This is a genomic window from Nocardiopsis coralli, assembly GCF_014892575.1.
GTDB lineage: Bacteria > Actinomycetota > Actinomycetes > Streptosporangiales > Streptosporangiaceae > Nocardiopsis > Nocardiopsis coralli.
This window is the reverse complement of sequence record NZ_JADBGI010000001.1, coordinates 86,168-112,003: the sequence shown is the minus strand read 5'-3', so window position 1 is coordinate 112,003 and position 25,836 is coordinate 86,168. Positions and strand designations below refer to the sequence as shown.

The window sequence follows — 25,836 nt, the reverse complement described above, 5'->3', positions numbered from 1 at the left end:
TGGCCAGCGCGAGATTCCCTTCCCCTCGCGCCCTTCCCCGCACACCCCTTTGCTCGATCGCGCCAGACGCAACTTTTAGGACAGGAGCCCGCCATGTTCGAGGCGCAGCATCTCTACATCGACGGTCAGTGGACCGAACCGGTCGACGGCACCGTCCAAGACCTGATCGACCCCGCCACCGGCAGGCCGAGTGGCCGCGTTACCCTCGGCGGCGTGGCGGACGCCGAACGGGCCATCCGCGCCGCGCGCGGGGCCTTCCCGGCATTCAGCACCACTTCGGTCGCTGAACGGGGCGAGTTACTGGAGGCGATCGGGGCCGAGTACGCCCGCCGCGCCGAGGACATGGCCGAAGCCGTCACCGCCGACCTCGGCTCCCCGATCCAGATATCGCGCACGCTGCACGTGCAGGCGGCCCAGCCGCAGTTTCAGCACGCCGCGGAGGCCCTGGGGCGGATCGAGTTCGTTGCCCGGCGGGGCAGCACCTGGGTGCGGCGCGAGTCGATCGGCGTGTGCACGCTGATCACCCCGTGGAACTTCCCAGCCCTCCAGCCGGCCGGGAAGGTGGCGTCGGCGATCGCGGCGGGCTGCACCGTGGTCCTCAAGCCGGCTCAGCTGAGCGCGCGCACGGCGCTCCTGCTGGCCGAGATCCTCGACACCGCCGGAGTGCCAGCAGGCGTGGTCAACGTCGTCTTGGGCCGCGGGTCGGACCTCGGTGACGTGCTCAACTCTCACCCGGAGGTCGACATGGTCTCCTTCACCGGCTCCGGCCCGGTCGCCGAAGGGGTGGCTGGTGCCGCAGCCCCTACTGCCAAGCGGCTCGTGACCGAGCTCGGTGGCAAATCGGCCCAGATCGTGCTGCCCGACGCCGATCTGAACATGGCGGTCGAGACGGCCGTGTTCTACGGCATCGGCAACAGCGGACAGATCTGCGGCGCATCGTCGCGCACTTTGGTGCCGCGCGAGCGGCTGGAGGAGTTCCTCAGCCTGCTGACCGCGCGCGTCAACGAACTCAAGGTTGGCGACCCGCGCGCCGAGGAGACGTTCCTGGGGCCGGTCGTGTCGGCCGAGCAGTGGGACACCGTCCAGGACTACATCGGCCAAGGCATCGACGCCGGAACCCGGTTGGTCACCGGCGGCCCGGGCAAGCCCGCCCTCCCAGACGAGCTCGCGGGCGGTCACTTCGTCAAGCCCACCGTCTTCGCCGACGTCACCAACGACATGACCATCGCCCGCGAAGAGATCTTCGGCCCCGTGCTGTCCGTCATCGCCTACGACACCGTCGACGAGGCGCTGCGCATCGCCAACGATTCCCCGTTCGGCCTGTGCGGGTACATCACCAGCGCCGATCCGGAGGGGGCCCGCGCGGTCGCCGAGCAGATGCGCACCGGCTACGTACTCATCAACGACGCCGCCTTCGACTTCAACACCGCCTGGGGCGGCTACAAGCAGTCCGGCAACGGCCGCGAGTGGGCCGAGTTCGGCATCAGCGAGTACCTGGAGACCAAGTCCATCGTCGGCGTGGTCCCTTAGGAAGGGGTGTGGGCATAGGGCGATATTAGCCAGCCGGCCGCCTGGGGTGTGCGTGTGGCCGGAACGGGGGAATAGCGGAACGTGGTTCGACGCGCTCCTGCCATAGGCCGAGAACACCTGCGTCCCCGGTAGCGCCTTAGAGACCATCTCATTTGGCGAGTCTGCGGTAGCAAATCAGGGTGCAAGCGATACCGACGAAAGCCAGGAAGTGCGCGCCTGTGCGTTCGTAGCGGCGGTGCAGGCGGCGGCATCCGGCCAACCAGGCCATGGTGCGCTCGACCTGCCACCGATGCCGGCCCAACCGCTGCGAAGAATCCACCCCCTTGCGGGCCAGACGATGGACGACCCCGCGCCTTTGGAGCCATCGGCGCAGGTGGTCGTAGTCGTATCCCTTGTCGCCGTGGAGCTTGGCCGGTTTGCGCCGCCTGGGCCCGCGAGGCGAACGCACCGGCGCTATCCCTCGTACCAAGGGTTGCAGGGCCTGGCTGTCGTGCAGGTTCGCACCCGAGACGGCCATGGAAAGCGGCAATCCGCCACGATCGGTGATCAGGTGGATCTTCGCCCGCTTCTTGCCCCGGTCGACAGGATTCGGGCCGGTCAGGTCCCCCCTTTGAGGGCGCGCATGTTGACCGAGTCGATCGCGCACCGCGACCAGTCCAGCTCGCCGCGGGAGCCGAGTTCGTCCAGCACCAGACGGTGCAGCTTGGCCCACACGCGGGCCCGGCTCCACTCGGTGAAACGGCGGTGGGCGGTGGGCCCGGAAGGGCCGAAGGCCGGTGGGAGCTGGGCCCAGGTGCAGCCGGTGGTGGCCACGAAGATGATCGCGGCCAGCACCTCACGGTCGCCGTATCTGCGCCGGCCCCCGCCCTGGGGTCTGGTGGGCGCCTGGGGCACCACCTTCTGGAACAGCTCCCACAACCCGTCCGGCACCAGCCGCTCGACCATCGACATGGGCCCAGGCTACAGAGAATCCAAATGAGATGACCTCTTAGCTGATGTGCTCGCGCTGTGGTGTTCATGGGATGCCTGGCTGCCCCGCCCTGGAGTAGATCGGCGCACGTGCATGTCCCGGACCCGAAACGAACGGGCCTGCTCTCAGAGCAGGCCCTTACCTGTGGGTGAGGGATACCTATCGGGATTGAGTTCCGGCTTGCGTAATATTGGTTTGAAGGGCTGTCAGTACTAGCCTCGGCACTCCGCGTGAGGGTTACCCCGGATACTGCGGAGGACTGATGAGGCTAGGTGCGGCAGGGGTGCTTCTGCTGGCCATGATGGCCGCGGGCACGGCTTGCACCGCGGAGGAAGAACCAGCTCCCGCCCCTGAGGAGCCCTCTGAACCCCCTTCCCCGGAGGAAGCTGCCGAGCAGTCTGCGCTCGAGGCGTACGAAGGCATGTGGGAGATCGTCGTCGAGGCCTCTCATGACGGCAACCCGGACCCGGATGAGCTGGAGAACTACGCTTCCGGGGATGCCCTCGCGTTGATGCGCCACGGTTTAGAGAGTGCAGAGGACGACGGTGCGTTCGAGGGCGAGCCAGACCTGAATCCCGAAGTTGTCGAGCGGGAACCTCAGGAGAATCCGGAAACAGTCGAGTTGATCGACTGTGCTGACGGGGCGGAGTGGACTGGGAGCGAAAGCTCACCCTCGGATGACGCGTCCGCGGGCACGCGGCAAATCGATGCCACCGTCACAGACGATGGTCTTGCATGGCGGGTTTCAGAGCTGCGCATTTGGGAGCAGGGCTCATGCTGAGGGGGTTCACTGCCGCTCTTGCCACGGTCATGTCTCTCTTTATGGCGACGCCTGCCTCGGCTGAAGACTTCTTCGGTCATGTGGAGTGCGGTGCGGGTGGTGGCGCCGGGTGCGATGCGGAGGCCGAGTCGACCGAGGAGCTTCCGGGCGAAGCGCCGGATCCCGGTGGGGACTCGGGTGAGGGCGGCGGCGAAGCCTCCTCCGACGAGCCGCCCCCTTGTGAGGGGGACGCGTCTTCGATGCGGTGCACGGCCTATGTCGGCGGCGATGAGGACGAGGACGATGGGGTCGACCTGGTCGAAGTCGCCCACGAGGCCCGCGCCTCCCTCGAGCTGGAGGAACCGGAGCTTGCGATGTCGCCCAGTCCTGATGGGCCGGTGCTGGTGCACGTTCCGGTGTGGATGTGGATCGACGGCGACCAGTGGGCCCAGCAGAGCGCGAGTGCGAGTGTGCCCGGGGGAGAGGTCAGCGTCACTGCTGCCCCCTCGTCGGTCTCCTGGCAGATGGGCGATGGCACCACGGTGGACTGCGAAGGCCCCGGAACCCCCTTCGATGCGTCCACGCATGATCCGGAAGAGTCCTCGCCCGACTGCGGCCACACCTACACCTCGACCGGCCAGGTGCAGGTCAGCGCTCAGGTCAGGTGGGAGACCTCGTGGGAGAGCGACGACGGCGAGGGAGGCAGCCTGCGGTCGCTGACCACCGAGACCTCCCAGCAGGTCGAGGTCATCGAGTCCTCCGGGGTGGTCACGTGAACAGGATGAGGTGCGCGAGATGACAGCGACACAGGAGCGTACCGAGGCCCCCGATGAGAAGGCCCACCCGCTCAGGCTGAAGGCGCGGTCGCGCCGGTGGCGCGCGATGCTTCTGGCCGCAGCGCTCATGGCGGCCGGGGCGGCCCTGTCGGTCGTGGCACTGGAGCAGGTGGACCAGCGCACTCCCGTCCTGGTGGCCGCTGCCGATCTGCCTGCCGGCCACCAAGTGGGGGCCGAGGATGTGCAGGTGGTCGAGGCGGCCGGGCTCGAAGGCCTGCCGACCCTCGGTGAACCGGAGCAGGCGGTCGGGACGACGGTCACCAGCCCGGTCACCGAAGGAGGCCTGCTCTCCGCAGAGGTGCTGGGAGGCGAGGGCGAGCAGCTCGGATCCGACGAGGCAACGGTCGGCCTCCAACTCGAACCGGGCCGAGCGCCCTCCTCTCTCCGGCCGGGTGCGGAAGTGACCGTTGTGCTGACCGGTGAGGGCTCCGACCAGTCCATCCCCGCCCGTGTCCAGGCCCTGGAGGGGCTCACCGACGAAGCAGCCGCGGGCGGGGTTTCCGTCGACCTCGTGGTGGAGTCGACCTACGCCGCCCAGGTGGCCCGCGCGGCTGCCGAGGACGAGGTGTCGCTGGTGCACACCGCGCAGGCGGGTGAGGCCCCGTGATGATCGCGGTGTTCTCCCTGTCCGGAGCCCCCGGTGTGACCACCTTGTCGTTGGCGTTGGCCGGTGTGTGGCCTGACCCTGCGCCGGTGCCGATTGTGGAGGCGGACGCCTCGGGCGGGGACGTGGCCCCCTGGTGGCATCTGCCGCCCTGGCCCGGAGTGGTCGATCTGGCCGCCTCCAGCCGCAGCGGCCAGGACCACGACCGCCCCGACCTGACCAGTGCCACCCAGGTCCTGCCCGGCGGAGCACGTGTGTGCGTGGCCCCGTCTTCTGCTGACCGCACGAGCGCGGCCTTGGAGCTGCTGTCGCAGAACCCGAAGGCGCTGCGCGAGGGGACGAGCATCGTGGATCTGGGCCGGGTAAGGCCGCAGGGACCGTCAGCCGGCCTCCTGGCAGCGTCCGACCTCGCAGTCCTGGTCTGCTCCGGTGACATCGCCCAGCTCAAGCGGGTCAAGGAGAGCGCCGGCTGGATGTTCCGCGCGGGCCCTCATGTGGGGTTGGCCGTGGTTGGCGGCCGTGGCAGTGAAGCTGAAATCAGCGAGGTCGTGGGGTTGCCGGTGTGGGCGCGCCTGCCCCGGGATGACAAGGCAGCCCGGTTCCTGACGGGCCAGGGCGATGCTGCCCGCATCCACCGCCGCCCCCTCATCCGGGCCGCGCGCAGCTTGGCCGCGACCCTGCACTCGCGTACGCAACCAGCAGAGACCGGCCAGGTCGAGGAGGTGCGGTGACCAACCAGGAGCAGTTCGAGGAAACGGTGCGCGAGGTTGCCGCCCAGGTCACCCGGCGCCTGGAGAGTGAGGCCGACAGCGACAGCACCCCGGATCAGGAGCGCTTCCGCGCCCGCCGTTTGGCCCGCGTGGTACTGGATGAGCGGGCCGGGCGGGCCCTGTCGCAGGGCCACGGGGTGCTGGATGCGGATTCCGAGCAGGCCATCCAGCGCCGCGTGGTGGCCCGGGTCTGCGGGCTGGGACCGCTGGAAGAGCTCCTCCAGGACCCCGAGATCGAGAACATCAACTTGACCGGAACCGACGTGTGGGTGCGCTACGCCGACGGCACCCGTGCCCAGCTGGACCCGATCGTGGACACCCCCGACGAACTCGCCTCCCTCGTTCGCCGCATTGCCGCGGGTTCCCCGGCGGGGGAGCGGCGCTTCGACGCGGCTGCCCCGATCCTGGACATGCCCCTGTCCGACGGGTCCCGCCTGAATGCGGTGCTGGATGTGTCCCACCAGCCGGCGGTCTCTATCCGCCGCCACCGCTACCGCACCACCGGCCTGGGCGAGCTGCGCCGTCTGGGCACCCTGGAGCCGGTGGTGGAGAAACTGCTCTCGGCGGCGGTGCGGGCCCGGCGCAACCTGGTCATCTCCGGCGGCACCGGCGCCGGCAAGACCACCCTGCTGCGCGCCCTGGCCGCCGAGATCCCTGCGCAGGAGCGGGTGGTGACCATCGAGGACGTGCCCGAGCTCGCCCTAGAACGCGACGTGCAAGCCCACCCGGATGCGGTGGCCTTGCACGCCCGCCCGGCCAACACCGAAGGAAAGGGTGAGGTCACCGTGGCGGACCTGGTGCGGGCGGCGCTGCGTATGTCCCCGGACCGGGTCATCGTCGGTGAAACCCGCGGGTCCGAGACGGTGCCGCTGCTCACCGCGATGAGCCAGGGCAACGACGGGAGCCTGACCACCCTGCACGCCGCGAGCTCGCAAGGCGCGTTCGCGAAGTTCGGTGCCTACGCCGCTTTGAGCTCCGAGCGCCTGCCGCTCGAGGCCACCTCTCTTCTGGTGGGTTCGGCCGTGCACCTGGTCGTGCACCTGGACGCCACCCCACAGGGCCAGCGCCGGGTGACCAGCGTGCGCGAAGTCGTGGGCTCTGATGGGTCGCAGGTGCTCTCCAACGAGATCTACCGCAACGACGGGTCTGGCGGCGCCCCGCCCAGCCCACACACCGCCCACGCGCTCCAAGAGCACGGTTTCGACCCGGCCCTGCTCATGGGTGAGGTGGCGTGGAACGGACACCGGCCATGACCACCCCTGTTCTCCTCCTGGGCGGGTTGGGCGGCCTGAGCGCGGGCGCTGGGCTGGCCCTGGCTCTGCTGGTGGGGGCCGAACGCGCTCGAAACCGCACCCGTTCCCTGTCCGGGCGGCTGCACCTGCACCGGACGAGCGCGCCCCACCTTCTCGGTGCGGTGGCCGCGGGGCTGCTCTGCTGGGTTCTGACCGGGTGGCCCGTGGGCGGGGTGCTCGCCGGAGCCGGGGTGTGGTGGCTGCCCGCTCTGCTGGGTCCGGACCGGGCTCATGCCGCGCAGGTCGCCCGGGTCGAGGCCGTGGCCGCCTGGACCGAGCAGCTGCGCGACCTCATGGAAGGCGCAGCCGGGCTGCACCAGGCCATTGTGTCCACCGTGCCCACCGCCCCGCCCCTGATCCGCGCCGATGTGTCCCGCCTGGCGGACGCTCTGCAACAGGGCACCCCGCCCGAGCAGGCGCTGGCCGAGTTCGCCGAACAGGTGGACGTGCCCACCGCGGACCTGGTCACCGCGGCCCTGTCCACCGCCGCCACCCGCCAAGCCGCCGACCTGGGCGCCCTATTGTCGAGCTTGGCCCGATCAGCCCGCGACCAGGCCGCCATGCTCGTGCGCGTGGCCGCCACCCGCGCCCGGGTGCGCACCTCGGCCCGCATCATCGCCGGCACCACCCTGGCACTGGCCGTGGGCCTGACGGTCGTCAACGCCGACTACCTGGACCCCTTCGACACCGTGTTCGGACAGGTGGTCCTGGCGGTGATCGGCGTGCTGTGGGCGGTGGGGCTGGTGTGGCTGTCCCGGCTGGCGCGAACCGATCTGGGCCCTCGCGCCCTGGCCCGCACGCGTACCCGCACCGGTGGGGAGGTGCCTGCATGAGTTTCCTGAGTCAACCCCTATGCCGCCAAAGGCACCTCCGAGGTGGTAACGATCTTGCCGTTGGCCTGGTGAGCGGCAGGGGCGTAGACGGTGCCATCACGCCAACAGGCCCACACCACCCGCAACCAGGACCGGGCCAAGATCCGGGTAGCGTGCGGATGCCGCTTCTGGCGGGCACGGGCGTCGTTGTAGATCTTGGCGGCCCATGCGCTGCCGTGTCGGCTGTGGTCGGCGAACTGGGTCAGGGCCAAGCGTGCCCGCCGGTTGGTCGCGAACCGGAAGGCCACCGCCCGCGACTTGCCCGAAGCTCGGGTGACCGGGACCACGCCCGTCTCCGCGATGAGCTGCTCGCACGTTCGTGCACGCTCCAGGAGCGGGCCGACCTCGCCGATGATCTGGCCGAGGTTGATCGTGCCGATGCGCGGCATGGGTGCGAACAACGGCGCGTAGGGGTGGGCGGCGACCGCTTCGGCGACGGCCTTGTCCAGCTCACGGATGGTTTCCCGCAGGCCCTGGACCAGCTGGACCTGGATCAGGACCAGCTGCTCAACGATGGTCTCGCTGGGGCGGGAGGCCGCTGTCGGGGCGGCTCGCAACCGTTCGATGAGAACGGTGCCAGGCTTCCTGCCGGAGTAGCCGCGTCGCTTGCACCAGGCCTGAAGGCGTCCGGCGGTGAGTTTGGCGGCCGAGGACGGGGTGGGGTGGCGTCCAAGGAAGGACAGCGCGATGTCGCTGTCCAGGTTGGCGAAGACCGCTTTGCCGCCGGGCCAGTGCTCGTCCAGCAGGGCGGCGAGTTGGTTGACGGCGGCGACCTTTGCCTCGACGTGGTCAGCGCGGGTACGTGTGAGGGCTTGCAGGTCCAGGGTGGCCTGCTCGGTGGGCTCCAGGCGGGGCAGCATGTGGCCGTCGGTGCGCAGGTAGTCGGCGAGTTTGAAGCTGTCGCCGGCGTCGGTCTTGGCCTTGGAAGCGCCCCAGCGTGCTCGCATGGCGTGGAAGGCGTTGGGGTGCACGGGCACCACGGGGTGTCCGGCGGCCAGCAGGCGGTCCACGGACAGGCCGCGGGTGGTCTCGATCGCCACTGGCATCTCGGCCGGGGGGCCGTGGCTGCGCAGCCGGGCCAGGGTCGTGGCGATGCCTTCTTCGGTGTGGGAGAACTCCCACCGGTCGATGCGTTGGCCGGTGTGGTCCATGACGGTCACGTCATGGGTTTCGGTGGCCCAGTCCCATCCGATGAACACGTGCGTCGTACTCCAGAGTTGCTGGTGGAGCACCTGCCCGGTGGTGAGGTCGTCTGCCGGGAGCTCATTAATCGGCCCTCTGCGGGGCGTGTCCCTGAAGCCGATCAGACGGCCTCGGCCCGGCGGGGCTGGCGGAACTCATGCTGGCCGTTGAACAGCTCGCACTACTGGCCATGCACCCACCGGGACCGAGAGGTCACAACCCTACCCAAAAGGGCTGCACTAAGGATGGTCCTCTAATGAGCATCCCCCTCGCCGTTGCCGCCCTGGGCGGATTGCTGGTGGCCGGCGGCCTGGTCGCGGCGCTGTGGCCGCGCTTGACGCAGCCCTCCCTCGCCGAGCGACTCAGCGATCCCGCGCCACCGCTCCCAATCGATGACGCCCCAACCGCACCGAGTGGTGGATGGTCGCGCATGCTGGGCAGGCCCGGCGTTCCGGTCCTGGCCGGGCTCGGCCTGCCCACCCGCCGCACCCGTCAGCATCTGAGCGCGTGCGAGAAGCCGGTCGAGGACTACCTTGCCCAGAAGGCCGCCATGCTCGGCCTCGCACTTGTGGTGCCGCCCGCGGCCGGGGCGATGCTGACCGTGTCCGGACTGTCGCTGAGGCCCACCTGGGCCCTGGGCGCCTGGTTCGTGTTCGCGCTCCTACTGTGGATGGGCCCTGACCTGGAAGCCCGCGACCAGGCCCGCGAACGCAGCGAACAGATGCGCCACACCATCGCCGCGGTGTGCGATCTGGTCGTCATCTCCCTGGCCGGCGGCGCCGGGGTCCAAGGGGCCCTGCACGAGGCCACCCGGACCACCGACACCTGGGCCATGCGCGCCCTGCGCACCAGCCTGCACACCGCCACCCTGCGCCGTGAACCCACCTGGAGCGCCCTGCAGGAACTGGGGGAGCGCTACCAGGTGCCGGCCGCCACCGACCTGGCCGCGAGCCTGCGCCTGGCCGGGGCCGACGGGGCCCGGGTGCGCGCCAGCCTGGCCGCCAAAGCCTCAACCTTGCGTGGCCAGCACCTGGCCGATCTGGAGGCCGAGGCCCATGCGGCCACCGAACGCATGTCGTTGCCCGTGGTCTTGATGTTCGCCGGGTTCCTGCTCCTGATCGGCTACCCGGCCGTGAGCCTCATTCTGACCAGCGTGTGAACCCCCTCCGCGAAAGGAGCCACGATGCACTCGAGAGGTCAGCACCCCCGACGCAGATCGTCCGATGACGGGTACTCCACCGAGGCCGTCGCCGTGACCGCCACCCTCGTGGTGCTCGCCCTGGGCGCCCTGGCGTTGATCTCGGAGACGGTCCTGGACTGGGCCGGCTCCATCACCCTGGGCTGACCATGCGCTCCCACCGGCGAGTAGAGGGCGACGCCGGCAGCACCGAACTGGTCGTGGCCACCCCCGTGATGCTGCTTCTGTTGGCGCTGCTGGTGCAGGTGGGGCTGTGGGCCCACGCCGATCACCTCACCCAGACCATCGCCGACCACGGCCACGCCCAGACCCGCGTGCTCGAGGGCACCGAAGAACAGGGCCACGCACGTGCCCAGGAGGTGGCCGGCCAGCTCCAGGGGGAGCTGCTGCAGGAGCTCACCATCAGCGTCGAGCGCACCGACGCCCAGGCCCGCGTCGAGGTGAGCGCAACGGTGCCCACCGTGCTGCCCGGCCTGGACTGGCCCGTCTCCTCCCAGGTCACCGGGCCCGTCGAACGCGCAACGGAGGAGCCATGAACCCACGCGCCGCACACCGGCGCCCCGGCGACGATGGGGGCTCGGCTACGGCCGAGTTCGCGATCATGGTGCCCGCACTGGTCCTGCTCGCCCTGCTGGCCCTGCTCGCTCACCACGTCGTGGCCGCGCGCATGGGCTCGGACACCGCTGCTCATGCCGCCGCACGGGCCGCGACCCTGGAGCGCACCCCCGCCGCCGCGCACACCGCAGCCGAGACCGCGGTAGAGGAGGCTCTGCGTACGCACGACGTGGCCTGCGCCGACTACGACCTCGCGCTGGACACCGCCGGGCTGGCCCCCGGAGCCACGGTCACCGCAACCGTGAGCTGCACCGCCGACCTGTCGCAACTGACCGGCCTGGGCCTTCCCGGCACCACCACGGTCGAGGGCGATGCGACCTCGGTGGTCGACACCTACCGGAGCACCCCATGAAGCCCAGCAAGTTCGGCGATGAGGGCCAGGCCACCGCCTTCTCCGTCGTCATGGCCGGCGCCCTCCTGCTCCTGGCCGCGTTCGTCTTCGACGTCGGCTCCGCCCTGGCCCAACGTTCCTCGGCCCTGCACACCGCCCAAGAAGCCGCCCGGGTCGGCGCCCAGCAGATCGACCTGGCCCTCTACCGAGCCGACGGAACCGTGACCCTTCAACCGGAGCAGGCCGCTGCAGCCGCCGAAGACCACCTGGACGGGGCCGGGATGGACGGCACCGCCACGGTCCAGGGCGAAGCCGTCACCGTCACCGCCCACACCACCGCCTCCTTCGCCCTGCTGCCGCTGCCCGAGCGCACCGCCTCCGGCACCGCCAGCGCCACACCCCTCACCACCGACGCCCCGTGAGGTCACCCTCGTGAGTTCCCACCGCACCCGCCGCGCCGCCGCCCTGGCCACCAGCGCCCTGCTCCTGCTCGCCCTCCCTGTTCTGGCCACCACCCTGACCTGGCCCGCCCCGGACCTGTCGGCCCTGTCCTGGCAGGTCCACCTGTCCAGCCTGCGCCTGCCCAACGGGCTCGGCACCGCAGCGCTCATCGTGGCCCTGTGGGGCATCTGGGGCCTCTACCTCGCCGTCCTGGGACTCGAGATCGCCGCCCACCTGCGCCGGCGCCCGGTGTACCTGCGCGGTCTGCGCCCGCTGCAACTGCTGGCCGCCACCACCCTGGGCACGATCACCGCACCCGCGCTCGCCCACGCCGCCCCTGCACCGGCTGCGACCGCGCCCGCCGCACCCGAGAGCACCGAGGTCGAGGCCCCCGATGCCGAAGAGGTCCCCGAAGAGCAGGGGAACGTGGTTGAGCGCAACCGCACGGTGGACGACTTCGGCTACGACTCAGCAGAACTGACCGACGGCATGACGGAGGACGTGGCCGCCACGGCTGAGCTCATCGGCAAGCACGGCGCGCCCGAACTGCCGGTGGTGGTCACCGGTCACACCGACTCGGCCGGGGACGCCGACTACAACCTCGAGCTCTCGCAACACCGCGCGGAGGCGGTTGCGCACGCACTGCGTGAGCACCTGGACCAGGACGTGGTCATCGAAACCCAAGCCGAGGGTGACCGCTCGCTGCTGGAGGAAGCTGACGATGCCGAGCAGCGCCGGGTCGAGATCTCCTACGACGTGCTGATCGCGCCGCCCGAACCCGAGCCCGAAACCCCACCCGTTCATGAAGAGGAACCCGGCCAAGACGAAGAGGCCGAACAGCAGCAGGGCTCCGCCGTGGGGCTGTCACTGCCCGGCGGCCTGATCGTGGCCATGACCGCTGCCGGCGCCGGAACCCTGGCCGGTATGGGCCTCGAACGCCGACGCGACGCAACCCTCACCACCGATGAAGAGACCACAGCGGCTGAGACGGACGACGGCCGGGACGACGCGGAGGTCGGCGCCGCCGAGAGCGAGGAACACCACCAGCACGGTGCCGGGATCGATTCCAGCCGCGGTGATGGCACTCCGCCGGCCGCTCCTACCGGCCAGGACCTGGCCCTGATCGATCTGGCCCAGGTTCCCGGCCTGGGCATTACCGGACCCGGAGCGCACGGTGCCGCACGCACCCTGCTCACCCGCGCCCTGGACGAGAGCGATTCCGCCCTGACCGTGGTCGTGCCCCGCAGCACTCTGGCCGAACTCCTGCACACGCCCTGGCGCCTGCCCAACGTGGCCGAACACAGCCCCGTCATGGTTACCGACACCACCGAGGACGCCCTGACCCTGCTGCAGATGCAGCTCCTGGCCCGCCACCGCATCGCCGACGACGCCGGTGAAGACGACGAGACCGCCCTTGCCGCCGGCCCCCAGTTCGTCGTCCTGGCCCCCGCCGAGCCCGACGTGGCCGCCGAGATCACCACCCTGCTCGCCCACACCCCCCACGCCCCACTGCACGCGGTCCTGCTCGGCCCCTGGCCCGACACCGACGGCCCCACCCTGACCCTCGACGAGGCCGGCACCATCACCTACGCCGAGACGCCCCTGCAAGACGTCAGCGGACACACCTGGCACCCCACCCTCGCCCAGCCCCTGCACGAGGCCCTGAACACTCAAACCCGCCCGCCAGAGACAGCTGAGCCCGACCCGGCCAAGGACGAGGGCCCGAGCGAAGCAGAGGGAGAGGACACACCCGCCGGGGACGCTGACGCCGACCGTCCTGGCACGTCCGGCGACGGTCCGAGCTCGACGCCTGCCCCATCGAGCGGGAACGGGGACCCACCGGCGGGCGCTGTAGCTCTGACGGTGCTCGGCGAGCGGATCACCCTCGCCGCATGCGGACACCAGGTCAAACCCGGCCGCCGGGCCGCCTACGAAGTCCTCGCCTACCTCGCCGTCCACCACCCCGACGGCACACGCCTGGAAGCCGCCATCGAGCACATGTGGCCCGAGACCGCACCCCATCGCGCTGTGCGCCGCTTCCACGACGCCGTCAGCGCCGCGCGCTCCGCCTGCCGAGAGCACCTCGAAGAACACGCCACGCTCGTCATCGTCCATGACGAAGACCGCTACCGCCTCAACCCCGACCTGGTCACCTGCGACCTGTGGCGCGTGCGCGACCTCCTGAGCGAAGCCGCCCAACAGCGCGACGCCACCCTGGCCTCGACCGCCGCCTCTATGGCAGGGCCAGGCCTGGTCGCCGACGCCGACTACCTTTGGGCCGAAGAAGCCCGCGCCCACCTGCGCTCCCAAGTCGTCGACACCATCACCACCTGCGCCAGGCATGCTGAGCCGGACCAGGCGGCCGGCCTACTGCATCAGGCGCTGGACGCCGACCCCCATTCTGAAAAGGCCAAGCACGCTCTGAGTCGACTACAGACCGGACACGCCCGCTCAGGGAACTGAACCCCGGGAAGCGGAGTCGCGGGGCTGTTGCAAAGTCGGCTGAGGGATGCGTTCTCCCTGTTCAGGGGAGTTGGAGGAGTCCGAGTGGGCGAGTGAAGGCCTCGTAGGACACCCAACGCACGGCCTGGGGAATGCTCGCGCAACCCAACCCCGCCAGGAGCGGGATTGCGAGGTTGCGCAGCATCGCCATGTTCTGAGGTCCGTGCCCGGTCCGCACCCGGGAAGCGTCCGCACCAAAGCTCACATCCCGCACATGATGGAGCACGTCGATCCGCCGATGATTCACCAATACCTGGTCAGAGCCACCTTCGATGCCTTCGAAGGATCGATGGATAGGCTGTTCGAGGTGACTACCGAACCGTCCACACCTTCGCAGACGTCACAGCCCCTTCGCTCCTCCGCCTGAAACGAAGCTCCGCCGCGGTGAACTGGTACGAGGACCGGGGCGGACTTACCTGGCCGGCAGTCCTGGGAGAACCGGAGCAGGAATGACGACAGACACCGCGAAGCACCACCCACGAAGACGACGTTGGACCATCGGGATCTGCGTCGCTCTTGTTTTGGCCCTGGCCGTCGGACTGGGACTGTGGACGCGATCCGGCGGTTTCCGCATCGCCCGCGACATCGGCGACCTGACCGGCGTGGAGTCCGCCGAGCCGGAGAGGTCCGCATCCGAAGAAGTGCTCCGGGTGGAGATCGCTTCGTCAACGGGAGAGGCCGAGATCGAGACGATCCTTGAGGCGACCGAGGAGGTAATCGACGACGAGGTGATGCCCGCCGCCCGAGTCTCTCTGGGGACTGCAGAGGTGAAGGTGGGCTCTCGTCACAGGGCCGAGACCGGCGATGTCGCGCAAGCCCTCGTCGCGCTCAGCACGCTGCTGGACGGCCGGGCCATACTCGACGATCAGAGCATCGTCTTCGTTGACGCGACCGAACCACCTTTGGTGAGCATCCTCGATTGGCTGACACTGATTGAGGAGGAGAATCTCCGTGTCGAGGACGTGGAGGTTGAAGGTGAGGACGGCTGGAACGTGATCTCCATCCACCGGCTGCAGACGAACCATCGAGAGGTCCTGGAGTCATTGGGCGAGTGGGGCCCGGATATCACCTCTGTCCTTCTCGAGGAAACCTCTCTGGAAATCCGGACGACCATCCCGTTCCTCGATCTCGGTCCGCTCGCCCAGGATTCGCAGTCCGCAGCACGCATCCTGGACCCTGAATCACCGCGTGTCACGCTCGAGACCTCCGATCAACGCAGACTCTTCGTCGGTGACGCGGACCCCGGCGCCGCCTTGGAGATGGCGGGCGACATCGAGGACGACGGCTGGGCGGTACAGAGCCTCGACCACGGTCTCACCCAAATCGACGTGTCGGCAGCCGCAGGTCGAGCCGCGGATCCGTCGCAGCTGCCCGGCCTCGCAGAGGCTCTGCAGTCGGCCGGTCTGCCACAGGAGGCGAGGGTCCGGGTCGACGAGGGTGTTCTCTTTTGGGGAACGCGTTCTGACCTCGAGGACCTGGCGCCCTCGATCGCGCAGGCCCGGGCGGAACGGTACGTCGTGCGCTGGACGCGTGATGACCGAAGCCAGGGTCCCGATGTGCGGGTCTGGGTGGAGATGCCTATCGGCCACTCCTTGTCCGAGGGCTCCGATCTGGCGGACGCCATCGACGTGGCACGTTCCATCCCGTGGCCCGACACCGGCCAGATCACGCTCAAGACCACACCCGAGTCCGGGTCGTACAAGGACGTGCGAGAGGTGACGGTCAGCTCCACTGCCACAGGAACCGCGGAGGAGGTCCATGTCGACCCGGATCGCCTCCCCGGGGAGGGGCAGTTGCGGGAGGCGTGGGATGCCACCGCGACGGAGAGCTGAACTGAGCGCCCGGCACAGAGCGTTCGTACCGGCGGCGGCCCCGCGGCGAGCGGGGGTCCTCCAGAGCGGCGATCTTGCCGACAAGGCCGGCAGAGGCAGGAGAGGGCGTGGCAGACTGGCGCAACGGAGTCCCTTGGAAAACAGAGATGTGAGAGTCCCTGATCTTCTAGCGGGCTCCGCTGCTTGTTGGTGCGGGTTTCGACTTTTGCTTGGGAGTGACCGGTGCATATTTGGGCGGGCGGTAAGAAGGTTCATGGAGCGGGGTTGACGCCACCAGGATTATCTTTACTAGAGGAATTTTAGTTCTCTCTCCACCCTTGCCGTTAACCTAGCCCCACCCCTAGTCACGCGCCCCGCCACGCTGGCCGGCGACCCCTGGTGAATATAAAACCCCTGGCCATAGAGTTGCGGAGGTAGTCGGCGTTCCACCGTACTAGTGCTGGAAGCACTTCTAACAAATTGTTCGGGTCAGGCAGCGGGAGAATTTTCCTGTGTGGCCAGCAGGGTGAATGCTTGAAATGATGACCCCAGCTGCAGAAGTCAGGGTCAGCTATAATATTTAAGCTGACGTGCAATGTCTCTGCTTGTGCAGTGGTTATTCTAAGCTTATCCAGCCTCCTGGTTTGTGCTGATATTTCTCTCCTCGTTGCGACGTTGTACGTGCTCGAAAAACTCCCAATAACTCCCCTTGAATGGTTTATCTGTGGCGCCGGATTGGGTATTATGGTAGATAACCAGCAAAGGGAGTTGATGATATGTCTACCGTGTCGATTCGACACGACGTGGCCGGCCCCTTCGGTCTGCTGACGGTGCGGAAAGCATTCCAATCCCACGGCGCCATGGCCGCCTACGACTACACCCCCAATCGCACTGGTCGCTTGCCCAAGGAATGGGTCGACGCCTACCAGTCGGACCGGGAAAACCCCGGTATCTCCTACGTCGTCTACTCCTACAACACCCCTATTGCATGGGTCAGTGTCAACGGAGAGCCGATCATTCCCGACGTTGGCTATTCGGTGACTACCACCAGGCATCAGGAACTCTGTCGCGTTTGGCTCTAGGCCGAATGTCCGGCAGTGCGCACGACTGCGCTGTGCGTGCTGCCCACTCTCGGTCTCGAAGTAGTCAACGTGAAAGGGGAAACCCTCATGCGAGTTCTCTACGTCGGATTTTTCCACGACGGTCCGGCCTGTTCTTTCGGCGACGTCGCAAGCGAGGCCGAAGCGTTCGCCTCACGCGCCGAAGCAGCGCACAAGCTGAGTGAACGCGTCAACGGGTCCGGGCGCTGTGATTCGTCCTATCCGGTCTGCCATGACGGCATGGTGGCAACCCACGTGAGGGAAGGGAGAAACGAAATCCTTCCCGCGAGTGATGACGCATACATCGACCTGTATCGCGTCGTTCCCAACGACCTCAAGGGGTGGGGCGACGTCGCTCCGGAACCGGAATGGCGCATCACGGTCGGTCCGCGCGGCGGAATGCGCACGGATCCGTTCTAGGTCTGGCCGCGCTGGTGGGTCGCAGCAAAAGCAGTCTGTGGCCTGCCACCGGGGTCAGGAACCCTCGGCTCGAAACGCGCTCTCAGTTTCCTTAGGGGGAACCATGACTGAGGTTCTGGAAAGGACACACAACACTACCGACCACCCCACAGCGGCCATGGCCGCGTTCACCCTCACGCGCGCCGAACTGGTGGAGGCGCTGTCCACCGTGGGCGCGGCGGTCCCGAAGCGACCCGCGGTGCCCTGCATGGCGGGTGTGCTGTTGGAGAGCAACGGCCCCGACCTCTGGGTGAGCGGCTACGACTACGCCACCAGCGTCACCGTCCGCATCCCCGACGCGGTCGACTCACCCGGGCGCGTGCTGGTCTCACACAGCGAACTGTCCAAACTCCTCAAGGCACTGGTCAAGGGTCTGGGAAAGCGTGCGGCAGACGGTTTGCCGGTGACCGTGCGCAACGAGGATGACCAGTACGCCGCGGTCGAACTGGCCGGCAGCACCATCCCCATGGAGCTGTTTCCCGTGGACGACTACCCGAGTCTGCCCGCGACACCACCGGCCTTCGCCAGCATCGACGGGGCACAGTTCGCCCACGAAACCAGGCGCGTGCTGCGCGCCGCGAGCGGCGATGACACGCTTCCCATGCTCACCGGCATGAAGATCGACATCACCCAGGGCGGGTTGAAGTTTGCGGCCACCGACCGCTATCGGTTGGCCGTCGGGCACGTTCCGGGGAAGATCCACACCGACACGGCCCCGGAGAGTGGCGCGCTGATCGACGGCGCGAGCCTGGGCACGCTCCTGCCCCAACTGCGCGGCACGCACGTGCGAGTCGGATACGGGTCGGGTAAGGCCGGGGACCTGGTCTCGTTGGAAAGCGGCCCGGTCACGATCATCACGCGCCTGCACAACGGTGGTGAGTTCGTCAAGTACAGCGACCACTTGCCCACCGAGGCGCCAACCACGGTCACCGTGGACCGGGCTGAACTGCTCACGCAGATTCAGCGCGCGGCTGCGGTGCTGTCCGCCAAGGGGCACAAGGCACACCCGGTCACCCTGGCCGTGGATACCAACACGGTCAGCGTCGCCCCCCACCTGGGGTGTGAGGCACACCAGGTACGCACACGCGAGATGCCCGCCACCGTCACTGGCCCCGGCGCGGTCACCATCGCAGTGAACCCGAAGTTCTTCACCGACGCGGTCGAAAGCTTTCGCGGCGACACCCTCACCCTGCACATCCGCGCCTACGACAAGCCCGTGCTGATCACCGACACCCCTGACGGTCTGAGTGATCACGCCGAGTTCCGTCACCTGGTCATGCCGCAACGGATCTCGACCTAGTCGGCCGGTCTGGTCGCTGCGCACTGCACAGCGACCGGACCCACCACACAACGCGTCAGGGGCGCCCAACAACCCGGGCACGCCGCTCAGGCTCAACCCTGCTCACCGACCCGGCCACACGTGTGCCTACTGACCACGGTTGAGCCCGCACAGGAGACGACGGGAGGTACACCCATGTCCCCTCGCAAGTCCACGCTCACACCACAGCAGCGCCGCGCACGCCTCGAACAGGCCCACGAGCACCTGAACAGCGCCGTGGAGAAGCTGACCACCAGCGAGGGTTGGCGCGCGCTGATCAGCTCACGGGCGTGGCTGCGCCACTACTCAGCCAACAACGTGATGCGGATCCTCCAACAGTGCCCGAATGCGCGCGACGTGCGCGCGTTCGGCGCCTGGCTCAACGCCGGCCGCCCTGTGTGCAAGGGAGAACGCGGGATCCGCATTCTCGCGCCGATGCGCTACCGCGCCGAAGACGAGGAATCCGAACCGGAGAGGGAAGACGGATGCCGGCGCTACGAAGTGCGTGGGTTCACCGTGACCACGGTGTTCGACGTCTCCCAAACCGAGGGTGGCCCCGCGCCTGAACCGGACGGCGTGGTGCCCCAAGAGCTCCGGGGGTTGGCTCCCGACCAGCTGTGGGATCAGGTCGCCGCGATGGTCACCACCCGCGGCTACACCGTGGAACACGGTGACTGCGGTGAGGCGTACGGCTACGTCCATTACCCGACCCGCACCGTGCGCGTGCGTGGCGACGTCGACCCTGCCCAAGCGGTCAAGACGTTGACCCACGAACTCGCCCACATCCTGTGCGAACACTCCACCCGGGAGGGACTCAGCCGTCAACGCGCGGAGGTCGAAGCCGAGTCTGTGGCGTGCGTGGTCGGTTCCGTGATGGGGCTGGAGACCTTGGACTACTCCGTGCCCTACGTCGCTGGGTGGGCCGATGACAGCGACGTGGCCCACGCCGCAGCGGCCCGGGTCATGGCCGTGGCGGACCAGATCACCGCCCACCTGATCGAGCACGCCGAGCAGGCCGCGGCCTGACCACCGCACACCGGGCGCACACGCGCTGTCTCCGCCACGAGAACGGAGGAACCGTGGCGCTGTTGACCGTGGACGTGTTCGCACTCCCCGCGGGTGCGGACATGCCCCTGACCAATGACGAGCAGTTCACCGTCTACACGCACTTCACTGCAGCTCTGACCACGCTTACCGGGCACCCACGGGTGACGGTCATCAGCTGCGACGTGAACCCCTACGAGACCGGCGCTCTGGTCCAGCTGCTCACCGTGGCCGACTCGGCTGACGAGGTCACCGATGCGGTCGCCGAACGCTTGGAAACGGCGATGGCGACCGATCGTGCGTTCTTCGCCGGCTGGGAATTGGCCGCGGGCAACGTCGCCGTCTGGTGCAGCGACAACTAGACCCCGAGCCCCTCACTAGAGGGCTCACCCTCGCACGAAGGAGAAGCACCGTGATCACCCTGCCCCACACCGGAATCCAGGTTCCCACAGGCCGCATCCGTGTCCAGAGCTTCAAGGCGGTCGACGTCGGTAGCGGCGTGGCCTGGTCGGCTGTGCTGTGCAACAACAGCAACAAGCTCGGCGTGATCGCCAACGAAGGGCGCGGCGGCCCCACGCGTTTGCACTCCGACGATGACAAGGCACGGACCGCCGCGGACACCTTCATCACCTGGTGCCGCAACCAGGACGGCGCACCTATGAAAAGGGAATGCGTGCTGGAGGCGCTGGTCGACGAATACGAGATCAGCCGTGAGCTGGCCAGCGCGGAGCGTAGGAACGCCTACTACGTGCGCTACGTCAACCACGTCGACCTGCCCGGGCGACTGACGTTCACCCTCCAAGGCTCCGTCCCGCCCGACTATGAGCCCGCGTTCACGGCTGCTCCGCACTTGGACCTGCCCGAGCAGACCGTGCGCGCACAGCTGTGGATGGGCGATCACGGGGGCTGGGTGGAGTTCTTGCGCACCGCCCACACCCCGGAATGAGCACCACTGCACCAGCGCCACGGGGGTCGTTGACCCCCTGGCAAGGGTCGGGGCCGACCTGAGGCAACAGGCCGGCCCCCTCACCGCACCACTGCAGTCCCAACCGATGAGATCGATCAACAGGAGGCACGGTCATGTCGAGGCTATCCAGCGCCGGCGCTGTGGGCGCTTGCCTGCAACCCGACGCCACCCAGGTCATGGTCTGGCTCTGCCCACCAGGACAGCCACTGGCCCACCTCATCCCTCTACCAGCGGAACGTGCTCGGGAGGTGGCCACCCAGCTCTACGACGCCGCGCACCTGGTCGAGCAACTGAAAGGGGCGTGAGACGGGTGAGCACACGCGGAGCCATCGCTGTCCCCAACCCCCACCGCAAGGGCTGGTGGGGGCGCTACCACCACTTCGACTCCTACCCCATGGGTCTGGGCCAGGAGCTGTTCCGGCTCTACCATGACACCTTCGACCGTGACGCGACCCTCATGGCGCAGGTACTCGTCCACGAGCACCCCGCCGGGTGGTCTAACCTCGTGCGCCCCTACACGCCGCGTCCGTTCGAGCGAGAAGACTTCGAGCACGCCGGATTCCGGGGCCTGGGCGACCCCGAGCACGACGCCTACCCCCTCTGCTACTGCCATGGCGCGCGAAAGGAAAGCGCGCACGCTCTCACCTGCGCGTGCCCTGGGGGCCCGGAGGGCTGTGGCCCGGTCTTCATCGAGTGGGCCTACGTACTCACGGTGACGGGGATGTTCGTGGCCACGTCCTGGCACCCCAACGCCGAGGCCGGGCGAGCGCTCGTTCACCGCCTCGTGGCGCTTGTGGACTGGGACCGGCCGGAGCCGGACTGGGTACAGGTGCAGCACCGGGCGCGCGCCGTGAATGTTCCCGACCTGACCCTGTAAGTGCCGTTGCAGTCCTCTCCGCCCTGCCGGCGGACACACGAAAAGGGGTGGTCGGACTCGGTCCGGCCACCCCCTGGTCGCACCTAAGTAACCAGCAAAGAGAGCGACCAGGACCCACGGTAGTGCACCGCCTCCCGCCCGCGACCCTCTGGGCAACGTCGATCACTAAGGACACGGACCTTGCACACGTGTAGGGGGTTGCGCACCCAGCCCGTGAACACAGGAACCGGCCGGCGTCGTCCATGATTTCCCGGTCCTCGACGGAGTCAGCATCGGTGAAGCCCGGACCCCGGCGGTCAGCGGAGCCCGTGCCCCGATCGTGCTGCCACCGTTCGATGCGGAGATTCTCGGGGCCGGCCCAGCGGCCGGTGATCATGATGTGGCGGGTTGGCTGCGCAACCACAGCAGCGCCCCGCGCAGGTGGGGCCCGCGAGATAGCTCTCGGGTGTCTTGTCGTACCGGGTGGCCAGCCCCCTCCATTCCTTGAACTTGTTGATGGCCCTCGTGCGTACGCGCTGCCCGCGCTCGTGAAGGCGCACCCTCCAACCCTTGACCGGTCGACCCCTTGACTTATAATGACTAAATAAACAAATCTAGTCATTAAGGACAGAACATGGCCCGCCCCAGCGTGGACACCGAGGTCATCCTCGACGCGGCCGCCGAAGCCCTCGCGGAGCACGGATCGAAACGCACGACCATGGACGACGTGTCGGCACGCGCGGGGGTCGCCAAAGGTGTCCTCTACCTACGCTTCGACAGCAAGGAAGCGCTGTCCCGTGCCGTGATCGGGCGCGAGTTGCGGCTGGCCCTGGCCACCACCCGGGCCGAGGTGGCCGCCGACCCGCGCGGCGGTCTACTGTCCCGCCTCTTCGTCCACTCCCTCACCGCCCTGCACACTCGGCCGCTCCTACGTGCGCTGTATAGGGGTGACGTCCGGGCGGGGCGGCGCCCCAGCGACCACGGGGCCCTGTACCGGGCCCGGCTTCCGGTCAGCGTGGACTTCGTACAGCGGATGCGGGACGCGGGCATGGTCCGGGGCGACCTGGCACCCGAGGCCCTGGCCGCCAACCTGGCAGTCTGGAACGTGGGCTTGGCCCAGACCGCCCCGCACGAGGATCTCGACGCGCTCATCCTGGGAATGGGTGAGCTGGTCGCGCGCGCAGCTGACGAGGACGTCACCGACACCACACCCGGCAAGGTCTGCTTCGGGCGCCTCGCCGACAACCTCGAAGAACTCTGGAACCGGTCATGACCTTCCTGCCTCCCGACTCCCGCGTCGAGTACCTGGACCTGGCCGGAGGCCGGGTGCGTGTTCTCCTCGGCGGCCCGGCCGATGCTCCGCCGTTCCTGTTGGTGCACGGCGGCGGTAACGACAACGCCGCGATCTCCTGGTACCGGATGTTCGCGTCGTTCGGCTCCGACCACCGCGTGATCGCGCCCGAACTGCCCGGCTTCGGGGGCACGGTGGGGATCGATCCGCTGGGCGGCCCAGCGGCCCAGGCCGATTTTCTCGCCCGTGTCATGGCCGAGCTCGGGGTGGAGCGGGCCGTGGTCGCGGGTGTGTCCATGGGCGGTGACGTGGTGTTGAATTTGGCGTTGCGCCACCCCGACCTGATCGAAGGGCTGGTACTGATCGCCCCCGGCGGGCTGATGAAGCGGGTCGGGAACCGGTTCACTCACAAGGCGGCGTGGTGGTCCGCGCGGTTGCCCGACGCGCTCCTCTTTCCCGCCGCGGCTCTGGCCAACCGGTTCGTCGGGGCGGCGTTGCGCGCGGTCGTGCACGACGTGTCGACGATGCCTCCCGAGGTCGTGGCGGAGTTTCGCCGTGAGGCGCGCCGCCCCGGCGCCTCACGCGGTTACCAGCGCTACAACCAGGCCACCCTCGGTCCTCACGAGATGCGCAACAACCTGCTGCCCGTGGTCGCGGACATCACGGCTCCCGCACTCTTCTTCCACGGTGCACTGGACCCGATGGTGCCGCCCGAGGGGTCGCGGCAGGCGGCGGAGCTGATGCCGAACGCCCGGCTGGTCATGGTCCCGGATTGCGGGCACTGGGCCCAGTTGGAGGCGCACGACAGGTTCGTCGACGAGGTCCGGGCCTTCCTGTCCACCATCCCCGGCTGACTGCGCGAACGGGCTCATCATGCACGCGCTCACGCGGCCCGACGTCGTCGGGCCGCGTGAGTTGTATGTTCGTGTCACACGGGCCTGCTTGGCGCCCTGAACCCGCACCGGACCCGCAGGGGGGAGGCGCTAGGCAGTTTTTCCTTCTGGTGCCGGATCCCCTTTTCCTCGGCCCGGGCCGTGTCGAGGTCCTCCAGCAGTTCGGGGTCCACACGCATGTCGAAAAGGGGTCCGGCAACGGTGACCCGTTCCCCAACTCCCTAATGCACGGGGCGGACCGCTCCTGCGAAAGCCTCGGCGTAGTACTCCATGTCGATGGGGTCCAGACGTACGACTTTGCCGGTGGCAGGGGCGTTGATCATTTCGCCGTCTCCGGCGTACATGGTCACGTGACCGGGTTGGGGATCAGGTCCCCTGTTGTAGAACAAGAGGTCGCCGGGCTCGAGCTCGTCCATCCCGACCGGGTCGCCCTCGGCGAGTTGGTCGGTGGTCACCCGGGGGATGTCGACCCCCGCCGCTGACCACGCTTGTTGAGTGAGACCTGAGCAGTCGAATCCGCCATCCTGGGGCCCGTTACCGCCCCAGACGTAGGGCACGCCGAGCTGGTCCAGAGCCCACTCCACAGCCCGCTGCCCGGCCTCACTGCCGCCCTCCTCTGAACCCTCGGCCAGGGCCAGGGCCTCGTAGCTGTCGATCTCGGACATGACATCGTCCACGTACCAGTCAGCTGGGTTGTACCGGAACAGTGCCGCTTCGAGGTCGACGCGGTCGTCGAAATCGACGTCTTCGCCCTGGGCGCTCTGGCACAGTTCTACCGCGGTCGAGGCGACGCTGTCGTAGACGTTGTGCGGGTCCGCTTCGCCGCTGCCGGTGGCGTCGACGCCGTATCGGTCCCAGTTGGCGGGCACGTGCTGGGTCACCCCGACCGCTGCGTCATATTCGTCGTCGCCGTCCCACTCGCCATCGTCGGTGTCGTAGTGAGGGGTGATGTTGCCGCCGACCCCACTACCGTCGAGGCGGGGGCCGACGAACGGGGGATTTGTGGAGCCGTCCGGGGAGATCTCGACGGTGGCGCCGTGGTCGGACTCCACGGCGCCGATGCCGGCGAGGATCGACCAGCGCATCCCGGTGCACTGGCTGTACTCCTCACCTTCCAGAATCTGGGGTCCGTGCCTGTAAGCGTCCAACAAGGTGTCGTCGATTCCCTCGACCTGGTCGGGGGCGTCGGTCGTGCCGGACGAGTTGATGGAGACGACGGCCACCGAGACCAGCACCGCGGGCACGACCACGACGCCGGCTCCCAAGGCGAGCCCGCAGCCGAGGCTAGCCACAGGCGTCCTCCCACCCGAACAGGCTCGGCTGGTGGACCTCCTCCTGTTCACCCAGCTCGAACAGGTGACGGGGCCGCAGGTGCGCATCGTCCAAGCGTGTCCACACCTGGCCTGCCGGGTGGTCGCCGTGGACCGCTGTGGCCACGGGCACCGGCGTGGCCGATCCCAGCGTGCGACGCAGGTGGGCCTCACGCTTGTGCGAAGGCAGGCAGAACAGCACCACCCCTTGAACCTGCGCGGTCAGGGCCAGTTCGTGGTACGCGTCGACCTTCTCGCGTAGACGGCGGAGGCGTTCGGTGCCGTTGTCATACTCCACGAAGAAGCGCGTGGAACGGTTGCTGACGGTCCAGGTGCCGGCACCGTCGGGGCGCACGATGTCGCCCCATTCCTGGGCGCACTCGCGCCCGGTCCACCAGGTCAGGTGGGCGCCACGGGCCTCCTCACGGGTGCGGGCGTACAGGTCCACGAAGACTTGGTTGGTGCCCAGCGTGTGGGAGAGCTGAGAACTGGTTGCGCCGGCCAGGATGCGGTCGCGCCGGTAGCCGAACTCGGCCAGCGTCATACCTTCGTCGGCGGCCAGGATCTCCGCACCAGGGGTGTCGAGCACGTAGTGCCAGGGGGAGCCACCGTAGGGGTTCCAGGGGCGGATCCTGTCCAGGGCCCGCAGCCGGTGCAGGGTGGCCAACCTCTGTTTCGCGGTGTTGTAGCTGTTCCAGCCCAGGGTCGTGAGCTGATCAGTGGTCAACACACGGTGTCGCCAGACCAGACGCATCATGCGCCGGTCGCGGTCGGTGAGCCTGCGGGCGAGCGCTTTAATGGTTTCGGCGGAGCTGCGCGGGCGGACGGGGGCATGGTGGTCGGGACGCAGGACGACAGACACGAATGAACCTCCAGATGAGAGC

The 25,836-nt window shown here is 68.4% G+C and carries 28 protein-coding genes and 1 pseudogene; 24 read left to right on the top strand and 5 right to left on the bottom strand.

The window, feature by feature from the left end:
* Nucleotides 1-93: 93 nt before the first annotated feature.
* Complete coding sequence (locus IDM40_RS00515; RefSeq protein ID WP_193119850.1) at nucleotides 94-1,530, top strand: aldehyde dehydrogenase family protein; 1,437 nt, start codon at nucleotides 94-96, stop codon at nucleotides 1,528-1,530.
* A gap of 148 nt (nucleotides 1,531-1,678) precedes the next feature.
* Here the strand turns inward: IDM40_RS00515 and IDM40_RS00510 are convergent.
* Nucleotides 1,679-2,481, bottom strand: a protein-coding gene (locus IDM40_RS00510; RefSeq protein ID WP_193119849.1) for an IS5 family transposase whose coding sequence is annotated in 2 segments (ribosomal slippage) — nucleotides 1,679-2,139 and nucleotides 2,139-2,481 — 804 coding nt in all. Because the reading frame shifts where the segments join, the coding sequence is not laid out codon by codon here.
* 302 nt (nucleotides 2,482-2,783) lie between these two features.
* On the opposite strand from IDM40_RS00510, the gene IDM40_RS00505 reads away from it, so the two are divergent.
* The 6 genes from IDM40_RS00505 (at nucleotide 2,784) to IDM40_RS00480 (ending at nucleotide 7,595) form a co-directional block, all read left to right on the top strand.
* Nucleotides 2,784-3,281 carry a hypothetical protein gene (locus tag IDM40_RS00505; protein ID WP_193119848.1) on the top strand — a complete coding sequence of 166 codons (498 nt, stop codon included), beginning with the start codon at nucleotides 2,784-2,786 and terminating at the stop codon, nucleotides 3,279-3,281.
* A 239-nt stretch (nucleotides 3,282-3,520) separates the two neighbouring features.
* Nucleotides 3,521-4,036, top strand: a complete 516-nt coding sequence (locus IDM40_RS00500) for a hypothetical protein (protein ID WP_235997173.1) — start codon at nucleotides 3,521-3,523, stop codon at nucleotides 4,034-4,036.
* 19 nt (nucleotides 4,037-4,055) lie between these two features.
* Nucleotides 4,056-4,703 (top strand): SAF domain-containing protein, encoded by a 648-nt coding sequence (locus IDM40_RS00495; RefSeq protein ID WP_235997172.1) that lies wholly within the window; start codon nucleotides 4,056-4,058, stop codon nucleotides 4,701-4,703.
* Between the two features lie 86 nt (nucleotides 4,704-4,789).
* Nucleotides 4,790-5,431 (top strand): hypothetical protein, encoded by a 642-nt coding sequence (locus tag IDM40_RS00490; protein ID WP_328806901.1) that lies wholly within the window; start codon nucleotides 4,790-4,792, stop codon nucleotides 5,429-5,431.
* Nucleotides 5,428-6,723: a CpaF family protein gene (locus IDM40_RS00485; RefSeq protein WP_193119846.1), complete on the top strand. Its 1,296-nt coding sequence runs from the start codon at nucleotides 5,428-5,430 to the stop codon at nucleotides 6,721-6,723. The genes IDM40_RS00490 and IDM40_RS00485 overlap by 4 nt, the downstream gene beginning before the upstream one ends.
* Nucleotides 6,720-7,595, top strand: a complete 876-nt coding sequence (locus IDM40_RS00480) for a type II secretion system F family protein (protein ID WP_193119845.1) — start codon at nucleotides 6,720-6,722, stop codon at nucleotides 7,593-7,595. Before IDM40_RS00485 ends, IDM40_RS00480 begins: the two co-directional genes overlap by 4 nt.
* Nucleotides 7,596-7,612: 17 nt before the next feature.
* On the opposite strand, the gene IDM40_RS00475 is transcribed toward IDM40_RS00480, so the two are convergent.
* Nucleotides 7,613-8,833 (bottom strand): IS110 family RNA-guided transposase, encoded by a 1,221-nt coding sequence (locus tag IDM40_RS00475; RefSeq protein ID WP_193119844.1) that lies wholly within the window; start codon nucleotides 8,831-8,833, stop codon nucleotides 7,613-7,615.
* Nucleotides 8,834-9,072: 239 nt separating this feature from the next.
* On the opposite strand from IDM40_RS00475, the gene IDM40_RS00470 reads away from it, so the two are divergent.
* The 15 genes from IDM40_RS00470 (at nucleotide 9,073) to IDM40_RS00400 (ending at nucleotide 21,479) form a co-directional block, all read left to right on the top strand.
* Entirely contained in the window at nucleotides 9,073-9,975 is a 903-nt protein-coding gene (locus IDM40_RS00470; protein WP_193119843.1) for a type II secretion system F family protein, read from the top strand.
* Between the two features lie 24 nt (nucleotides 9,976-9,999).
* A complete protein-coding gene (locus IDM40_RS00465; protein WP_193119842.1) occupies nucleotides 10,000-10,161 on the top strand; it encodes a hypothetical protein in 162 nt (53 codons plus the stop codon).
* A 2-nt stretch (nucleotides 10,162-10,163) separates the two neighbouring features.
* On the top strand, nucleotides 10,164-10,550 hold the full coding sequence (locus tag IDM40_RS00460) for a TadE/TadG family type IV pilus assembly protein (protein ID WP_193119841.1): 387 nt from the start codon (nucleotides 10,164-10,166) through the stop codon (nucleotides 10,548-10,550).
* Nucleotides 10,547-10,981, top strand: coding sequence for a TadE/TadG family type IV pilus assembly protein (locus IDM40_RS00455; protein ID WP_193119840.1), 435 nt, complete (start codon nucleotides 10,547-10,549; stop codon nucleotides 10,979-10,981). Before IDM40_RS00460 ends, IDM40_RS00455 begins: the two co-directional genes overlap by 4 nt.
* The gene (locus IDM40_RS00450) at nucleotides 10,978-11,382 is read left to right on the top strand and encodes a pilus assembly protein TadG-related protein (protein WP_193119839.1); all 405 of its coding nucleotides are present in this window, start codon (nucleotides 10,978-10,980) and stop codon (nucleotides 11,380-11,382) included. Before IDM40_RS00455 ends, IDM40_RS00450 begins: the two co-directional genes overlap by 4 nt.
* Nucleotides 11,383-11,392: 10 nt before the next feature.
* Nucleotides 11,393-13,864 (top strand): OmpA family protein, encoded by a 2,472-nt coding sequence (locus tag IDM40_RS00445; protein WP_193119838.1) that lies wholly within the window; start codon nucleotides 11,393-11,395, stop codon nucleotides 13,862-13,864.
* 488 nt (nucleotides 13,865-14,352) lie between these two features.
* The gene (locus tag IDM40_RS00440) at nucleotides 14,353-15,735 is read left to right on the top strand and encodes a hypothetical protein (RefSeq protein WP_193119837.1); all 1,383 of its coding nucleotides are present in this window, start codon (nucleotides 14,353-14,355) and stop codon (nucleotides 15,733-15,735) included.
* 755 nt (nucleotides 15,736-16,490) lie between these two features.
* Nucleotides 16,491-16,796 (top strand): hypothetical protein, encoded by a 306-nt coding sequence (locus IDM40_RS00435; protein WP_193119836.1) that lies wholly within the window; start codon nucleotides 16,491-16,493, stop codon nucleotides 16,794-16,796.
* A 15-nt stretch (nucleotides 16,797-16,811) separates the two neighbouring features.
* The gene (locus tag IDM40_RS00430; protein ID WP_193119835.1) at nucleotides 16,812-17,234 is read left to right on the top strand and encodes a hypothetical protein; all 423 of its coding nucleotides are present in this window, start codon (nucleotides 16,812-16,814) and stop codon (nucleotides 17,232-17,234) included.
* Between the two features lie 103 nt (nucleotides 17,235-17,337).
* Nucleotides 17,338-18,573 carry a DNA polymerase III subunit beta gene (dnaN, locus tag IDM40_RS00425; protein ID WP_193119834.1) on the top strand — a complete coding sequence of 412 codons (1,236 nt, stop codon included), beginning with the start codon at nucleotides 17,338-17,340 and terminating at the stop codon, nucleotides 18,571-18,573.
* A 174-nt stretch (nucleotides 18,574-18,747) separates the two neighbouring features.
* Nucleotides 18,748-19,617: an ArdC-like ssDNA-binding domain-containing protein gene (locus IDM40_RS00420; protein WP_235997171.1), complete on the top strand. Its 870-nt coding sequence runs from the start codon at nucleotides 18,748-18,750 to the stop codon at nucleotides 19,615-19,617.
* Nucleotides 19,618-19,670: 53 nt separating this feature from the next.
* Nucleotides 19,671-19,997 (top strand): hypothetical protein, encoded by a 327-nt coding sequence (locus IDM40_RS00415; protein WP_193119833.1) that lies wholly within the window; start codon nucleotides 19,671-19,673, stop codon nucleotides 19,995-19,997.
* A gap of 50 nt (nucleotides 19,998-20,047) precedes the next feature.
* Nucleotides 20,048-20,581, top strand: coding sequence for a hypothetical protein (locus tag IDM40_RS00410; protein ID WP_193119832.1), 534 nt, complete (start codon nucleotides 20,048-20,050; stop codon nucleotides 20,579-20,581).
* Between the two features lie 134 nt (nucleotides 20,582-20,715).
* Nucleotides 20,716-20,907 (top strand): hypothetical protein, encoded by a 192-nt coding sequence (locus tag IDM40_RS00405; protein ID WP_193119831.1) that lies wholly within the window; start codon nucleotides 20,716-20,718, stop codon nucleotides 20,905-20,907.
* A 5-nt stretch (nucleotides 20,908-20,912) separates the two neighbouring features.
* Nucleotides 20,913-21,479 carry a hypothetical protein gene (locus IDM40_RS00400; protein WP_193119830.1) on the top strand — a complete coding sequence of 189 codons (567 nt, stop codon included), beginning with the start codon at nucleotides 20,913-20,915 and terminating at the stop codon, nucleotides 21,477-21,479.
* A gap of 372 nt (nucleotides 21,480-21,851) precedes the next feature.
* Here IDM40_RS00400 and IDM40_RS00395 read toward each other — a convergent pair.
* Nucleotides 21,852-21,982: pseudogene (locus IDM40_RS00395) on the bottom strand (IS5/IS1182 family transposase); the annotation flags it as partial.
* 110 nt (nucleotides 21,983-22,092) lie between these two features.
* On the opposite strand from IDM40_RS00395, the gene IDM40_RS00390 reads away from it, so the two are divergent.
* Complete coding sequence (locus IDM40_RS00390) at nucleotides 22,093-22,731, top strand: TetR/AcrR family transcriptional regulator (protein WP_216630157.1); 639 nt, start codon at nucleotides 22,093-22,095, stop codon at nucleotides 22,729-22,731.
* On the top strand, nucleotides 22,728-23,603 hold the full coding sequence (locus IDM40_RS00385; protein ID WP_193119829.1) for an alpha/beta fold hydrolase: 876 nt from the start codon (nucleotides 22,728-22,730) through the stop codon (nucleotides 23,601-23,603). Before IDM40_RS00390 ends, IDM40_RS00385 begins: the two co-directional genes overlap by 4 nt.
* Before the next feature lie 260 nt (nucleotides 23,604-23,863).
* Here the strand turns inward: IDM40_RS00385 and IDM40_RS00380 are convergent, their stop codons facing one another.
* Both IDM40_RS00380 and IDM40_RS00375 read right to left on the bottom strand, forming a co-directional pair.
* Complete coding sequence (locus tag IDM40_RS00380; protein WP_328806900.1) at nucleotides 23,864-24,934, bottom strand: C40 family peptidase; 1,071 nt, start codon at nucleotides 24,932-24,934, stop codon at nucleotides 23,864-23,866.
* A complete protein-coding gene (locus tag IDM40_RS00375; RefSeq protein ID WP_328806899.1) occupies nucleotides 24,927-25,814 on the bottom strand; it encodes a replication-relaxation family protein in 888 nt (295 codons plus the stop codon). Before IDM40_RS00375 ends, IDM40_RS00380 begins: the two co-directional genes overlap by 8 nt.
* Nucleotides 25,815-25,836 lie beyond the last annotated feature (22 nt).

Coding starts and splice junctions, on each gene's coding strand:
- IDM40_RS00515 (WP_193119850.1), top strand. CDS start 94: ATGTTCGAGGCGCAGCATCTCTACATCGACGGTCAGTGGACCGAACCG.
- IDM40_RS00500 (WP_235997173.1), top strand. CDS start 3,521: ATGCGGTGCACGGCCTATGTCGGCGGCGATGAGGACGAGGACGATGGG.
- IDM40_RS00495 (WP_235997172.1), top strand. CDS start 4,056: ATGACAGCGACACAGGAGCGTACCGAGGCCCCCGATGAGAAGGCCCAC.
- IDM40_RS00480 (WP_193119845.1), top strand. CDS start 6,720: ATGACCACCCCTGTTCTCCTCCTGGGCGGGTTGGGCGGCCTGAGCGCG.
- IDM40_RS00470 (WP_193119843.1), top strand. CDS start 9,073: ATGAGCATCCCCCTCGCCGTTGCCGCCCTGGGCGGATTGCTGGTGGCC.
- IDM40_RS00465 (WP_193119842.1), top strand. CDS start 10,000: ATGCACTCGAGAGGTCAGCACCCCCGACGCAGATCGTCCGATGACGGG.
- IDM40_RS00460 (WP_193119841.1), top strand. CDS start 10,164: ATGCGCTCCCACCGGCGAGTAGAGGGCGACGCCGGCAGCACCGAACTG.
- IDM40_RS00455 (WP_193119840.1), top strand. CDS start 10,547: ATGAACCCACGCGCCGCACACCGGCGCCCCGGCGACGATGGGGGCTCG.
- IDM40_RS00450 (WP_193119839.1), top strand. CDS start 10,978: ATGAAGCCCAGCAAGTTCGGCGATGAGGGCCAGGCCACCGCCTTCTCC.
- IDM40_RS00440 (WP_193119837.1), top strand. CDS start 14,353: ATGACGACAGACACCGCGAAGCACCACCCACGAAGACGACGTTGGACC.
- IDM40_RS00435 (WP_193119836.1), top strand. CDS start 16,491: ATGTCTACCGTGTCGATTCGACACGACGTGGCCGGCCCCTTCGGTCTG.
- dnaN (WP_193119834.1), top strand. CDS start 17,338: ATGACTGAGGTTCTGGAAAGGACACACAACACTACCGACCACCCCACA.
- IDM40_RS00420 (WP_235997171.1), top strand. CDS start 18,748: ATGTCCCCTCGCAAGTCCACGCTCACACCACAGCAGCGCCGCGCACGC.
- IDM40_RS00405 (WP_193119831.1), top strand. CDS start 20,716: ATGTCGAGGCTATCCAGCGCCGGCGCTGTGGGCGCTTGCCTGCAACCC.
- IDM40_RS00390 (WP_216630157.1), top strand. CDS start 22,093: ATGGCCCGCCCCAGCGTGGACACCGAGGTCATCCTCGACGCGGCCGCC.
- IDM40_RS00385 (WP_193119829.1), top strand. CDS start 22,728: ATGACCTTCCTGCCTCCCGACTCCCGCGTCGAGTACCTGGACCTGGCC.